This window comes from Cytobacillus purgationiresistens, assembly GCF_030813235.1.
GTDB lineage: Bacteria > Bacillota > Bacilli > Bacillales > Cytobacillaceae > Cytobacillus > Cytobacillus purgationiresistens.
Genome location: NZ_JAUSUB010000001.1, coordinates 145,367 through 158,465, shown reverse-complemented (window position 1 = coordinate 158,465; position 13,099 = coordinate 145,367). Strand labels below are relative to the sequence as shown.

16 protein-coding genes are annotated in these 13,099 nt (G+C 37.7%); 8 read left to right on the top strand and 8 right to left on the bottom strand.

Features of this window, described 5'->3' with window-relative positions:
- The first annotated feature begins 265 nt into the window (after window positions 1-265).
- Window positions 266-1,216, top strand: coding sequence for a MerR family transcriptional regulator (locus J2S17_RS00805; protein WP_307470957.1), 951 nt, complete (start codon window positions 266-268; stop codon window positions 1,214-1,216).
- Between the two features lie 81 nt (window positions 1,217-1,297).
- Window positions 1,298-1,474, top strand: a complete 177-nt coding sequence (locus J2S17_RS00800; RefSeq protein WP_307470955.1) for a hypothetical protein — start codon at window positions 1,298-1,300, stop codon at window positions 1,472-1,474.
- Here the strand turns inward: J2S17_RS00800 and J2S17_RS00795 are convergent, their stop codons facing one another.
- Together J2S17_RS00795 and J2S17_RS00790 are read right to left on the bottom strand one after the other, a co-directional pair.
- Window positions 1,475-2,203, bottom strand: a complete 729-nt coding sequence (locus J2S17_RS00795; protein WP_307470953.1) for a hypothetical protein — start codon at window positions 2,201-2,203, stop codon at window positions 1,475-1,477.
- Window positions 2,200-2,901, bottom strand: a complete 702-nt coding sequence (locus J2S17_RS00790; protein WP_307470951.1) for a hypothetical protein — start codon at window positions 2,899-2,901, stop codon at window positions 2,200-2,202. Before J2S17_RS00790 ends, J2S17_RS00795 begins: the two co-directional genes overlap by 4 nt.
- A 95-nt stretch (window positions 2,902-2,996) precedes the next feature.
- Here J2S17_RS00790 and J2S17_RS00785 point away from each other — a divergent pair, with 95 nt between their 5' ends.
- Genes J2S17_RS00785 through J2S17_RS00775 form a run of 3 tightly spaced genes read left to right on the top strand, consistent with a single transcriptional unit; the run spans window position 2,997 to window position 4,606 of the window.
- Entirely contained in the window at window positions 2,997-3,173 is a 177-nt protein-coding gene (locus J2S17_RS00785) for a DUF4083 family protein (RefSeq protein WP_307470949.1), read from the top strand.
- Window positions 3,174-3,228: 55 nt separating this feature from the next.
- Window positions 3,229-4,332, top strand: a complete 1,104-nt coding sequence (locus J2S17_RS00780) for an MBL fold metallo-hydrolase (RefSeq protein ID WP_307470947.1) — start codon at window positions 3,229-3,231, stop codon at window positions 4,330-4,332.
- 4 nt (window positions 4,333-4,336) lie between these two features.
- Window positions 4,337-4,606 (top strand): DUF3006 family protein, encoded by a 270-nt coding sequence (locus tag J2S17_RS00775; protein WP_307470945.1) that lies wholly within the window; start codon window positions 4,337-4,339, stop codon window positions 4,604-4,606.
- A 150-nt stretch (window positions 4,607-4,756) separates the two neighbouring features.
- Here the strand turns inward: J2S17_RS00775 and speD are convergent, their stop codons facing one another.
- A complete protein-coding gene (gene speD / locus J2S17_RS00770) occupies window positions 4,757-5,563 on the bottom strand; it encodes an adenosylmethionine decarboxylase (RefSeq protein ID WP_307470943.1) in 807 nt (268 codons plus the stop codon).
- Window positions 5,564-5,738: 175 nt separating this feature from the next.
- Between speD and J2S17_RS00765 the strand changes: the two genes are divergently transcribed.
- The gene (locus J2S17_RS00765; RefSeq protein ID WP_307470942.1) at window positions 5,739-6,875 is read left to right on the top strand and encodes a CAP domain-containing protein; all 1,137 of its coding nucleotides are present in this window, start codon (window positions 5,739-5,741) and stop codon (window positions 6,873-6,875) included.
- 164 nt (window positions 6,876-7,039) lie between these two features.
- A complete protein-coding gene (locus tag J2S17_RS00760; RefSeq protein WP_307470940.1) occupies window positions 7,040-8,059 on the top strand; it encodes an LLM class flavin-dependent oxidoreductase in 1,020 nt (339 codons plus the stop codon).
- Here J2S17_RS00760 and J2S17_RS00755 read toward each other — a convergent pair.
- The 3 genes from J2S17_RS00755 to J2S17_RS00745 all read right to left on the bottom strand — a co-directional run bounded on the left by J2S17_RS00755 (window position 8,056) and on the right by J2S17_RS00745 (window position 9,993).
- On the bottom strand, window positions 8,056-8,235 hold the full coding sequence (locus tag J2S17_RS00755) for a hypothetical protein (RefSeq protein ID WP_307470938.1): 180 nt from the start codon (window positions 8,233-8,235) through the stop codon (window positions 8,056-8,058). The genes J2S17_RS00760 and J2S17_RS00755 overlap by 4 nt on opposite strands.
- 476 nt (window positions 8,236-8,711) lie before the next feature.
- Window positions 8,712-9,359 (bottom strand): FMN-binding negative transcriptional regulator, encoded by a 648-nt coding sequence (locus J2S17_RS00750; RefSeq protein WP_307470937.1) that lies wholly within the window; start codon window positions 9,357-9,359, stop codon window positions 8,712-8,714.
- Window positions 9,360-9,426: 67 nt separating this feature from the next.
- Entirely contained in the window at window positions 9,427-9,993 is a 567-nt protein-coding gene (locus tag J2S17_RS00745; RefSeq protein WP_307470935.1) for a DUF1836 domain-containing protein, read from the bottom strand.
- Window positions 9,994-10,137: 144 nt separating this feature from the next.
- Between J2S17_RS00745 and trhA the strand changes: the two genes are divergently transcribed.
- Window positions 10,138-10,785, top strand: coding sequence for a PAQR family membrane homeostasis protein TrhA (gene trhA / locus J2S17_RS00740; RefSeq protein ID WP_307470933.1), 648 nt, complete (start codon window positions 10,138-10,140; stop codon window positions 10,783-10,785).
- A gap of 296 nt (window positions 10,786-11,081) precedes the next feature.
- Here trhA and J2S17_RS00735 read toward each other — a convergent pair whose 3' ends face one another.
- On the bottom strand, window positions 11,082-11,438 hold the full coding sequence (locus J2S17_RS00735; RefSeq protein WP_307470931.1) for an ABC transporter: 357 nt from the start codon (window positions 11,436-11,438) through the stop codon (window positions 11,082-11,084).
- Between the two features lie 231 nt (window positions 11,439-11,669).
- Complete coding sequence (locus tag J2S17_RS00730) at window positions 11,670-13,037, bottom strand: aldehyde dehydrogenase (RefSeq protein WP_307470929.1); 1,368 nt, start codon at window positions 13,035-13,037, stop codon at window positions 11,670-11,672.
- Between the last annotated feature and the right edge of the window lie 62 nt (window positions 13,038-13,099).

Genomic DNA, 13,099 nt, shown 5'->3' with positions numbered 1-13,099 from the left:
TTTGACTTAAAAATGCTATAGTGACAATTTTACTATCCTCATCTATGTATCTTTTTTCCTAATCCTCTTTTCCGACTTTCTTTTTCATCAATTCGTTATAAAGTGCCTGTTTTTGCGGAATATCGTCTTCTTTTGATAGCTTTTGTCAACTTGCAGGAAAATGAAGGTAGCTGTGCTGAATAGCTATTTATAGGAGATTGGTTAGTAGTTCGGAATCCCCTTCCGAAACATGAAAAATTACACTATGATGAAAGGGAGATTATACATGAAACAGATTATGCAAGCATATACCATTAATGAGGTATCCAAAAATTTAAATGTCCCACCTGGCACACTACGACAATGGGAAAAAGATTTAAAAGGTATCCTCATCGTTCCGAGATCAAAAAATGGAGCACGCTTCTATACTGAAGAAGAAATACAGCTTCTAAGCACAGTAAAGGACATGCGAAGCCAAAACTTAAGTCAAAAAATGATTCGCAAGCTTTTAAAACAACATCTTGAAACCTCTCAGAACGATTCAGAAGGAGCTTCTGAAACAATCGAAACCTCTTTGAAACCTATACAACAGGAGCAACCCCTTCATCCTAAAGAAGACACCGGTAATATGGAGCAATTTATGGCTGCCATGGAAACATTTAAAGACCATTTACTAATAGAGATTAAAAATGAAATTAGAACGGGTATTAAAAAAGAAGTGATTGATGAGATGAAGAAGGAAATATCTAAGAGCTCTCTTCATACGGTTAAAAGCTTATCAGATTCCATCTATAAATCAAACGAAAAAACGAAGGCAGAATTAGAGGGAATGACTGATCAACTTCAGCTAACTACACAACAAAGCACTGATGCCTTCGAAACTTTAGCAAAAAGAGTGGCAAAGCAATCTAAACGAACGACTGACCAAATTCATTATATATCTAATAAGATCGAAGAATCCTCGGAAGCCTCTTCCGAAGAATTCAAAACGATGATTCACTATATCTCGAGCTCCGCAGAAGTGACAGGCACTGAATTCAGTGCAGAAATCAGCACGCTAAAGGATAGCATGAATGCCGATCGGGATATTTACTTTGAAACAATGAAAAAAGAGCATGAAGAGTACCTGCATCGTCTGAGAGAAAGAGAAGATGCATTCAATGATATGATTGTCTCTTTCCGAAATGCGGCTGCCACAACAGAGAGCCAAAAAACATGGTGGCAATTTTGGAGATGATTATCAGCCATGCAAAAGGGGCACTCTGTAATAGAGTGCTTCCTGCAAGGCAGGTCAAATACATTTATAAAGGAGCAAATCATGAAATCACATAAGGATGTACATTCACTAAAAGAATTAATAATCTTAATGGACCTTGATCATGACAGAGTTGATTTTCGTCTGGATGAGCTTGAGCTTAAGCTGGAACACTTAAAAAAGAAACTTGAAAGATTTGAGAATAAGATTCAAACATTAGGCACTGATTTTTCCAAATGATTATTCATCTGGTGATTGATAAATAATATAATCAACGCTCTCACCGCCGCCTGATCCATTTCCGAATACTGAGTTTTCCGGAAGAATGATATTTCCTTTCGCATCCTTTGCTATCCATGTATAGACTATGAATTGATTCGCGAAAACATGATTAAATAATGAATCAAAATTAATTGCAGTTTCAGCTTGGTAATAATGGGTCAGAAACTGAACCCATTCTTCTGAAATGGTTTGATATCCATATGTTTTATTTTCAACGTTTATTTCTGTTGATAAATCAATCTCAGGATTGTATCTCATTTCCTGATCTGACACGTAAAAGACGCGCTCTTTACCTAGAGAAACCTTGATTTGACCAATATTATCTTTTGGTGACATATTCCAAACTAAATAGTATGAAGAGGGCTTGCTCAATTTCCCTTTCCAAATCCGCACTTCCCCTTTCTGACCCCAGCTTCTAAGTTCCCATTTACCACGGTCCCACTCCCATAAACTTATGCTGTAATCCCCTTTTGTAGAAATATAAGGAACAAACAGCCGATTGTCATCAATTTTGACCTTATCCTGGATATGCTTGACTCCGTCCCTTGTCTCGTCTATAGAAAGTTCTTTTATCAATTCTTCATCAGTTGGCATTTTAGTCTTTTGCGATTGATCATAATAGACATAAGCGAGCGTCACGAGGAGAAATGCGCCAAGGATCAGCAGCAAAACTTTAAGCTTTTTCATTCTCTCCCCTCCACTTCGCTTTCAAAAATTGATCGCTGCCCTTCAAAATATTGCTGCTTACCATCTGTCAATACGAGGATGCCTTTCCCTGACTTCTCAACATATATCATTGGCTTAAGGCTCGAACCGAATTTAGAGTATGTTCCTGTTAAAATGTATGGAAATTGTTCATCCTTCATTTTCTCGTCATTAACGTGGACGTAATACCATTCTTCTACATCATGACTCCCTTGTTTAAAGGTCGAGATAATCGTCACAAAGTCATCCTTTAATGACACTTCCTTTGCGGTTGAATGGGACTCTAATAGATAGGGTTTTTCAGTGCTTGCAACAAAAGTGGTTGGGGAGGATTTTGGATAAACAAGGCTGTGCAGCCCCGCATTCGCCAACAATAAAAGCATAAATAAATAATTCGCAAAGAAACCAAGCCAGGCATAGTATCGATAAGACTTCCATTGACCTTTTCTAGTGAAGAAATATACCATCCATACCCCTAACGGCAAAATAGAAATAGAGACAAAATGATTTAATAAATTAAAATTAAATGTAAACGAAAATAACCCTACAAGTAAAACGATCATTACCTTGTATAACCGCGGTTTTTCATCTCTCCCCTTATACTTTTTCAATACAAAGGTCCCAATAATAACCCATCCAATACAAAAAATTAAGATATATATCATATCAATTGAGTGCACCTATTACCCCTCCTTTTCTGCTTTATTTTAGCATGGAATCTTTAGGGATTTTAGGATAAAATATGTATATATAGTATTGAAAGGATGACTTATTTATGATAAACATGGGGGACATTATATTCCAAATCCTTATGTTTCTTATCCTATTTGGATTTATTTATTTCATTGTCCAGATTATCCGTATATTGAGATCTAAACGAAATGACAATAAAGTGGTGGAAGAAAAGTTAGATAAGGTGATCGAGTTATTAGAAGAGCAGAAGAGAAAATAAACGCCAATCCTCCTTCCTTCGTTTTGTACTATAATAGTTTGGTAGGGGGAGAAGAATGAAGAAGCTTATTATACTTTTATTATTGATTTTATCCGGATGTGGCGTGTCGACAGCGGTTGACAGCAGCGACCGTCCTAAACCTGAGAATGAGCTCTTCGCTCATTTTATCAATGTCGGCCAAGCAGATGCGACTCTCATTCAGTTTTCAGAAGCGGATGAAGATTACGCCATCCTGATTGATGCTGGTGACTTTACTGGAACAGAAGTAATCGATTATTTACATCAACAGAGCATTAATCATATTGATCTTGCCATTGGCACACATCCCGATGCAGACCATATTGGGCAGCTTGATCGAGTGATCGAAGAATTGAATGTAGACGAGGTGTGGCTCTCAGGCAATCTAAGTACCTCAAAAGTATTCCAGCGAGTTTTGGCAGCGATAGATTCCCAGCAGACGGAATACTACGAACCTCGGGCTGGTGAAGAATTTGATATTGGCCCCTTAAATATTGAAGTCCTCTATCCGAATGAAATTACTGGGGATACCAATGAAGAGTCAGTCTCACTTAAATTAACTTATGGAGACATTCGTTTTATTTTCACAGGGGATGCGGCCAAGAAAAATGAAAGAGCGATGATTGAAGCAGGTTTTAATTTAGAAGCTGACATTCTTCATCTTGGGCATCACGGCTCTTCCACCTCAACAAGCGAAGAATTTCTGAACGCCGTCAATCCAGACATAGCCATCTATAGTGCAGGGATGGGCAATTCCTATGGTCATCCACATAAGGAAGTAGTTGAGCTCATCCAGCGAAATAAGATACACCTTTATGGAACTGACATCGATGGGACAATCAAAATCATTACTGACGGTGAAGATTTTGAAGTTGTGACTAACAATCCCAGTAATCAAGATTCACCAGTGGAAAAAATTGAACCTGAGATAGTAAAGTTTGTGGACAGTAGCTGTATAAACGTGAATACTGCTTCTGCTATGGAACTTCAAGAAATCATTCATATAGGTGATGAAAGAGCGCAGCAAATCATTGAACTTCGTCCGTTGAAATCATTGGATGAATTAAGTAAGATCAGCGGTATTGGTCCTGCAAGAATGGCTGATATCATTGATGAAAATCTCGCCTGTGTAGGAGGGTGATATTTTGCACTCTGGCTATTATGATCGAAATGAAGAAAAATACGCGGTTATCATTATTGAAACAATCAAAAAGGAAATACATATACCCGTCGAAGAATTACCTGTAGGCAGCGCCCCCGGCTTGTGGTTTGATGTTGAATTGGATAACGATGAGATTAAACACATCCAATTAAATACAACCAAATCAAAAGCAGAATTTGATCAAACAGCTAAACTATTGGCTAAACTTCAAGCGAAAGGCAACAAAGGGAACAGACTAAAAAAACGCAAGTAAGAATGACGCCCAAGGCATCAGCCTTGGGCGCTTTGCCATGATATCGAGTCTTACAGTCTGAGCTTTTCAAACCGACTCACCATGCGCCTTGCTCTTTATGAAAAAACGATTGAGATTGCTTTCTCAATCCTAATTCAGCACGGCTAATTATTATTTTATGTTCTTCCCATAGTAAATCTCATCAATTTCTTGTCTAATTTTCTCTGTTATCTCATTTGTTTCTTCCATGGACAATTTGTCCTTCGTGTATCCGAATAAATATTGATCCAAGTCGAATTCTTTGATTTTACACTTCGTATGAAAGGTATGTGCTTGATAAATATTTACATCAATCATGTCATATTCATCTCTTACCTCCTCAGGGATATAGTTCTGGATTGAGCTTATATCATGGTCGATGTACAGCTTCCTCCCTTTTTTATCCCTTGTAAAGCCACGGACACGGTAATCAATGGTCATGATATCAGTATCAAATGAATGAATGAGATAGTTTAGAGCCTTTAACGGTGATATTTCTCCGCAAGTAGATACATCAATATCCGCACGGAATGTACTAATCCCTTCCGAAGGGTGATATTCGGGGTACGTATGTACAGTAATATGGCTCTTATCAAGCTGCATAACAACCGATTCTGGCAGCGGTCCAGGACTTTCCTCAAATGATTCTGTAGGCACTTCAACAATCGGTCCTTCCGACACTAATATTGTTACACTTGCTCCTTGCGGAATATAATCCTGTTGCGCAACGTTCAACACATGGGCGCCAATAATATCTGTTACTGCTTTTAAAATTTTTGTTAATCTTTCGGCACTGTATTCCTCATCTATGTATTCAATATAAGCTTCTCTTTCCTCTTTTGTCTTTGTATAACAAATATCATACATATTGAAACTTAAGGATTTAGTTAAATTATTAAAGCCATGCAATTCAATTCTTTCATCTGGTGTTAAACTCATCATGAACTCTCCCTTCAGCAGTCTTCTCTTATCATACCCTCCCTTTTTTATAAAAAAACAAGTTCCATTTCTTAATGGATAAAATAGGATAAGTCTTTTGGTTTGTTTCTATAGGTTTACGAACCCTATAATATAGGAAATAAAGAGTATATAATGAGACGAAAGGAATCAACCATTGAGAAAGATACTTCTATTAGGATTATTGATGTTTGTCGTTTATATTTCTTGGCCTAGCATTAGCGAACGAATAGATGAAAAAGCGGAAGGAACCTCCTTCGAACAGTTAAAAAGCGATTTGCTTGCGTTCAAGGATGATACTGATTTCAACTCGGTTATTCAATCCATATCTTCAGGTGTCAATCAGCTAGTGATGGATGCCGAAAATTGGATCAAAGGTATCCCTTCTGAGCAAAATGAAGTAGAAACTGTTGAAAAGCCTGAATTAACTACACCAGATGAGCAATCGTTCTCCATATTAAATGTTGAAATTGGCGATGATCGAAGTAAGGTTGAACAATCTCTTGGACAGCCACAAAGAACCACACAAAATGAATATGGAACTGAGTGGTATACCTATCATGAAAACTATCATAACTTCATAATGGTCGCTTATGATGACAATGAAAGAGTAAATGGTTTATACACGAATCAGGATCTAATCTCTTCAAGCAACGGGATTGAATATGGACTGAGTAAAGGCAGTGTAGACGAAGTCCTCGGCAAGCCGCTTTCCAGTATCCGCAAAGGTCTAACCCATTACCAATTCGCAGAGAATAGCGATTATGATGTATTTGAATTGGATGGCAGCTATGTTACTTTATTTTATGATGTCCACACTGAAAATACTGTGACATCCATGCAAATCATTTCAGAAGGAATGGAACAAAATAAATCAGGTTTTTATGGTAATCCCAACAAGCAACTAAAGGAAGGCTTTGAGTATCAATTATTCGACCTAACTAATGCAGACCGTGTGAATCACCAGATTCCAACTTTAACCTGGGATGATACTGTAAGAGAAACGGCGCGTGACCATAGTGCAGACATGGCTGAAAATAATTACTTTAATCATAACAACCTTAAAGGCGAAACACCTTTTGATCGAATGAAGGCTGATGATATTTTCTTCAGAGTAGCTGGTGAAAATCTAGCATATGGACAATTCAGCAGTATTTTTGCTCATGAAGGTCTAATGAATTCGGAAGGCCACAGGAAAAACATCCTTAAACAAGACTATCAATTATTAGGAGTTGGCGTGGCATTTAATGCTGATGGACAGCCCTACTTTACTGAAAACTTCTATACGAAGTAAGCGGAGAGATGCTCTCCGCTTTTTCTAATTAGATTTAACTGCTTAAAATAGTCCCCCGTTTTAAGATTAAATTAGTTAACAAGCTAATCATTTTAAAACAGACCAGATAATTGCTAAAATAGATAAAGTAATGAGAACTTGAGAAATCTTGAAGAAAGAAGATGATGAAAATGTCAACATCCGATGTGAAATATTCCGTTTTGGATTTATCACCAATCATAGAGGGCGGTTCACCTGCTCAATCTTTACAAAATACACTCGACCTCGGCCGTCACGCGGAAAAATGGGGTTATACCCGCTTCTGGCTGGCTGAGCATCATAATATGCCTGGCATCGCGAGTTCAGCGACTTCAGTAGCCATCGGGCATGTTGCAGCTGGAACTTCGACGATTCGTGTAGGTTCAGGCGGTGTCATGCTTCCTAACCACTCCTCCTTAGTTATTGCTGAACAATTCGGGACATTGGAATCCTTGTTCCCTGGAAGAATCGATCTAGGACTCGGACGCGCGCCAGGAACCGATCAATTGACTGCTATGGCTTTGAGAAGAACTAGAAGGACAGACGCACAGGACTTTCCGGAACAATTAGAAGAGCTGCGGACATACTTTGACCCTTCAAGATCTGAACATGCACTGCCTGTCCGCGCCATACCGGGAGAAGGCTTAGATGTACCAATTTGGTTATTAGGTTCCAGCGGTTATAGTGCTCAATTAGCTGGAGAGCTTGGCCTCCCATTTTCATTCGCAAGCCATTTTTCTCCAGATAATACATTGCCAGCCATTGACCTATATCGTCGCAGCTTCAAACCTTCTGAGGTATTAAGTGAACCATATATAATGGTCGGCATGAATGTAATCGCAGCTGATACAGATGAACAAGCCGCCTATTTAGCTACCTCCATGCAACAATCATTCTTAGGCATGATTCGCAATAAGAGAGATGGTTTAAAACCGCCTGTAAAAAATATGGATGAGCTATGGAGCCCACATGAAAAAGCCATGCTCCAGCAGCAGCTTGGATCATCCATTATCGGCGGCCGCGACAAAGTAAAAGAAAAACTTGCAGATTTCATTGCAGAAACAGGAGCAAATGAAGTGATTGTCAATGGTCAAATTTATGATCATCAGGAGCGTTTGCGCTCATATGAAATCGTTGCTGATATCATGAAGGATTTACAAAACTAATCACATATGGCTTGAACAAAAAAGAGATTGGTTTCATGCCCAATCTCTTTTTTTAATAGGCTGTTTTCAATATACCTTGTTGCTTTTCGCAGGTAGGGTTTGATTTCTTCTCCAGGTGCTCGCTTTCCGCGGGGCGGGCTTTGATCGTCCTCGTCCGCTTCACTGCGGGGTCTCACCTGTCCCGCTGCTCCCGCAGGAGTCTCGCACACCCGTTCCAATCAACTTTTTTATCAATGTCTTATCAAAACCTATGAAAAAACAACAATCTTTTAGAAAAGTGCCTTTTAATAATAGAGCTCCATAAATGATTATTGCCAAAGAATAAATCCAGCGTAAAACCATATCATGGCCAGACTCAATTCAACAAGATAAATGCCTTTTCTCTCCCTTAAATATAGACTTTCTAACCCACTTACAAGGGAGCTGAATCCTGATAAGATAAAAATATATTTAATGTAGAAAAAGTCCATATGATTCATTATTGCCAATCCCAATAAAAGCACCGTAGCTATAATTATTAAAGTTCTTAAAAAATTTATGGAAGTCATACTCTTCTTTTCGCTTTTTTGAAAAGATAAGCCCACTTAAAAACACCGCCTCGAGTTTTCCACTATTAGAACTTTGGATTTTGAAATTTGGATAAATAAACCTTCTACTTCAAATGTTTTTGCCTATCTTCAATTTCCTTAATATTAGCTTCCATTAAATCAGCTATTTTCCCTGCATCATATTGCTGACTATTCCTTAAGCCCTTAATGGCTTTTTGCTGTTTTTGTGTGGAATGGTTTTGATTTAGCTTCTTCTTTCCTTCTATTTTTTGGATCGCTATTTCAATGCCAACGATGCCATTCATTAATCCGTTGATAAACTTTTCATCAAAGTCAGCCTGCCAAGGAGCATCGAACTGCGCTTCATTAAATTCAATCGATTTCTTCAGCAGGTCTACTAGTTCATTCTTATCTTCTATTAATCTCACTTTTCCATAAACATGAACAGCTGTGTAATTCCATGTTGGCACACTTTTTTCATCTTTATACCACGTCGGAGAAATATAAGCATGCGGGCCGTTAAATACAACAAGCACTTCTTCATTGTTTAGATGTTGCCAATGTGGATTCTGTTTGCCAAAATGGCCTAATAATACATCCGCTTGGCCAGATCTTTCCTCCAGATAAAAGGGTAAATGAGTTGCCATTGGACCATTCTCTTCCTGAGAAAATAAAATTGCAAAGCTGTTCATTTTAATTAAATCAAACTGCTCTTTTTTATCATCCATCATAAATGGTTTAGGAGTATACATCGTCATCACCTTTTTCAACATTCAGTTTTTTTTACCTCGAGAGCAGGGACAATCATTTGCCTGCCCCTCATTTTTCTTTTGATCCCAACGCATCAATCATCTTCTCGGCTGTCCGTCGATAAAGATTGCTCATATTGACTAAAGATGCAATAAGTAGGATTTGTTCAAGTTCTTTATCTTCTTCTGCATGCAAGCTTTCCAGTTCCTTATTTACATCGTTGCTCTTCTTTTCAACCTCTTCTTTAAAACCAGTTACATTTTTATCAACTATATCTAAATATCCATTATAAAACTCATCTAATTCCATGAGACCACCTGTGATTCGATTATTCACGCCATCCAGTGTTTGTTTAATGTCATTAATGGATAACGCTCCTTTTAACTGGTAGATCAAGCTAATGAGGATGATATGTTCTTTTGAATATTTCTTATTTTTAATGGGAAAGAACAGCTTTCCTTTTGCATAGTTGTTTATCATTGTTTTCGTTAGCAGCTTTTCCTCATCATTACGCTTCGAATCGTTGAACTTTTTCTCGAATAGTTGAATGACTTGGTCCATATACAAATCTATCTCTGGAATATCTTCTATCGTAATTTGATTTCTTAGCCCTAATTCTTCTAATAATTCATTCATAACAAAACCTCTACCTTTTTATAGATTAGTTTAATTTTACTTGAAAATCGATGATGTGTAAATGTTGACTACATTATAAAACAAGTATATCATTACAAGTAGTTATTAAAACTATATATTGGAGTATCAAGGGGGAAATAACAAATGACAACCTATATTCGAGAACCGATTAATGGTCTGACACATTTTGCAGGTGCGATTCTCTCATTCATCGCCTTGCTCGCCATGGTCATCAAAGCATCACTTACCACTGCATCTGCTGTTGCTATTACATCTGTTATAATGTTTGGAATGAGTATGATTCTTTTATACACTGCTTCGGCAACCTATCATATGGTCATTGCTAAAGATAAGGTTATTGCGTTTTTAAGAAAAATTGATCATTCTATGATCTTTGTTTTAATTGCAGGGTCGTATGCTCCCTTTTGCTTAATAAGCATGGATGGCGCGGTTGGCTGGGCAATCTTCGCATTCGTTAGCATTACGGCGATCTTAGGCGTCGTTTTTAAGATGGTTTGGTTTAATTGCCCAAGATGGCTGTCAACTGCCCTCTACATAGCGCTTGGCTGGGTGATTGTTTTTGCTTTCTCACCATTAAGCAATACATTAAGTATTGGGGGACTGCTGTTATTGCTGCTTGGTGGGGTTTTTTACACGATTGGCGGCGTTATTTATGCAATTAAACCGAAATTCTTAGAGTTTCAAGAAGTAGGTTTCCATGAAATCTTTCATATTTTTATTATGCTTGGTACAACCAGTCATTTCCTTAGTGTGTTTATATATGTACTCTAATCAAACCAAATAGAGCTTGATCCTCATCGAAAGGGATCAAGCTTTATTTATTGGCACTGTTTTATTTGAGCACTTCGAACATTCGTTCCAAAAAGTTTTATGAATATGCGGTTCCTCCCAAGTCTCACATAGTCTATGCTCCTACATTCCTTCGTTCAACCTTTCCATAAACTGGATGTCGATCATGCTGCCTCTACTTCCATTTACATCTAATTCTAAGTTCCTTTCTTAAAGAACCTTCTTCCATACCATCCCTCCTGGCACAACAACCCAAATAGACCAGCAAGGTTATACTCTTACTTTTTTATTCTAAGGTGATCTTTAAGTTCTTTAAAAGGAGTAGCATATGAATCATTAAATTTCTTAATATGATTTGTTAATAGAGACCAATTGCTTTCAAGAATTGGGTGTATCTGAGTAGTGTCAGCAATGCTATACAATTCAATTAAAAAATATATGCTTTCCCATACCAAATAATCATCGTCTAACTTAAATAAAACCCCAATGACATTTGGAATATAATTAAAAGCTTCTTCAGAAGTCATTCCCTTAGCAATTGCTGCAAAAGAATTACTGAAATACCACTCGTCCTTATCTAATTTTACTTCCCATTCTTCATATATTACCAATAATCTTTTATCCGTTTTAATCACGTCCTAAATTTAATTTAAGCTATAAGTATTTATCATTTCTTCTTTATTTAACTCCCCCATTTTGTTAAAAAAGAAAAACTATGTTAATGGTTTGTGAATGTTTTAAAAAAGTGCATTCAAAATAATCGAGGGCTTTATGTAAAAAATCCCCTCACGTAAAACAAAGCGTGTCCATAAATCCCGGATACGCTTTAAATTTGAAGTAGAATCAACAATAAAGTTAAACAGAGCCTATTTAATAAACCGCTTGATTGTTTTCAATGCATTTTGTGAAGGATATCTGAACGGCAAATCAAATTTGGTTGATTGCTTAAGCATACTTTTCTCATGAGAGAATACATCAAAACTGCCTTTCCCATGGTAAGCACCCATTCCACTTTCCCCGACCCCTCCGAATGGAAGATGCGGTGAGCTTAAATGCAATACAGTGTCATTAATACAGCCGCCACCGAATGAGATATGTGTCAATACTTCCTTCTGTACCTTCTCACTTTCTGTAAATAAATATAATGCGAGCGGCTTGGGTCGCTCGTTTATTTTAAAAATGATTTCATCCAGATCTTTATATTCCATAATTGGCAAGATCGGTCCGAAGATTTCATCCTCCATGATTGGATCATTCCAAGTAACCTCATGTAGTATCGTTGGTTCAATCATCAGCTTTTCTACATCGATTGTGCCTCCAAAAGCAAGATCGCCATTATCAAGAAAGCTGATTAACCGGTTAAAGTGCTTTTCACTGACAATTTTAGTGAAATTGCCTGAAGCAATGGGATCGCTCGTGAATAAGTCTTCTATCGCTTTTTTAGCTTCTTTAATAAATTTTTCTTTAACACTGCTATGAATATAAGCATAGTCTGGCGCTACACAAGTCTGCCCAGCATTTAGGAATTTCCCCCATACAAGCCTTTTTGCTGCATGTGTTAAATGAGCGTCCTCATGAATAATAGCAGGGCTTTTTCCACCGAGCTCCAATGTGACTGGGGTAAGCTTGTCAGCTGCTGCCTGCATGATTTTTCTGCCAACTGGTACGCTCCCTGTGAAAAAAATATGATCCCATTTCTCTGCTAATAATGCTTCACTGGTTTCCACGCCACCCTCGACGACTGAAATATACTCTTCAGAAAAATAACTCTTGATTAATTTCGCGATTAACTCCGAAGTATTAGGCGTTAACTCAGAAGGCTTCATAATGGCCGTATTTCCTGCAGCCATGCTTCCGATTAAAGGGGCTATCGCCAATTGAAATGGATAATTCCACGGGGCAATGATTAGCGAGACGCCATATGGTTCTGGATAAATAAAGCTTTTCGAACCCAATGTAGGAACAGATGACTTGACGCGCCGAGGCTTCGCCCACTTATTGATATTTTTTAAAGTAAACTTTATTTCCTCTAATAGCACAGCAATTTCTGTTAAATACGAATCGAATTCTGATTTATTTAGATCTTCCTTTAATGCATTCATAATATCTTGTTCATTCGTTTTGACCATTTTCTGTAGCTTTTCCAATGCATTTACCCGGAAAGAAACGTCCTTTGTCTCTCCTTTTGCAAAGTAATCACGCTGCTTTTGAATTAATTCATGATAATTTTCCATTTGGAGGGCCTCCATAAAATGAGTGTGTTGCCTAATAATAGCATTTTGCAGCAAGAGATGGC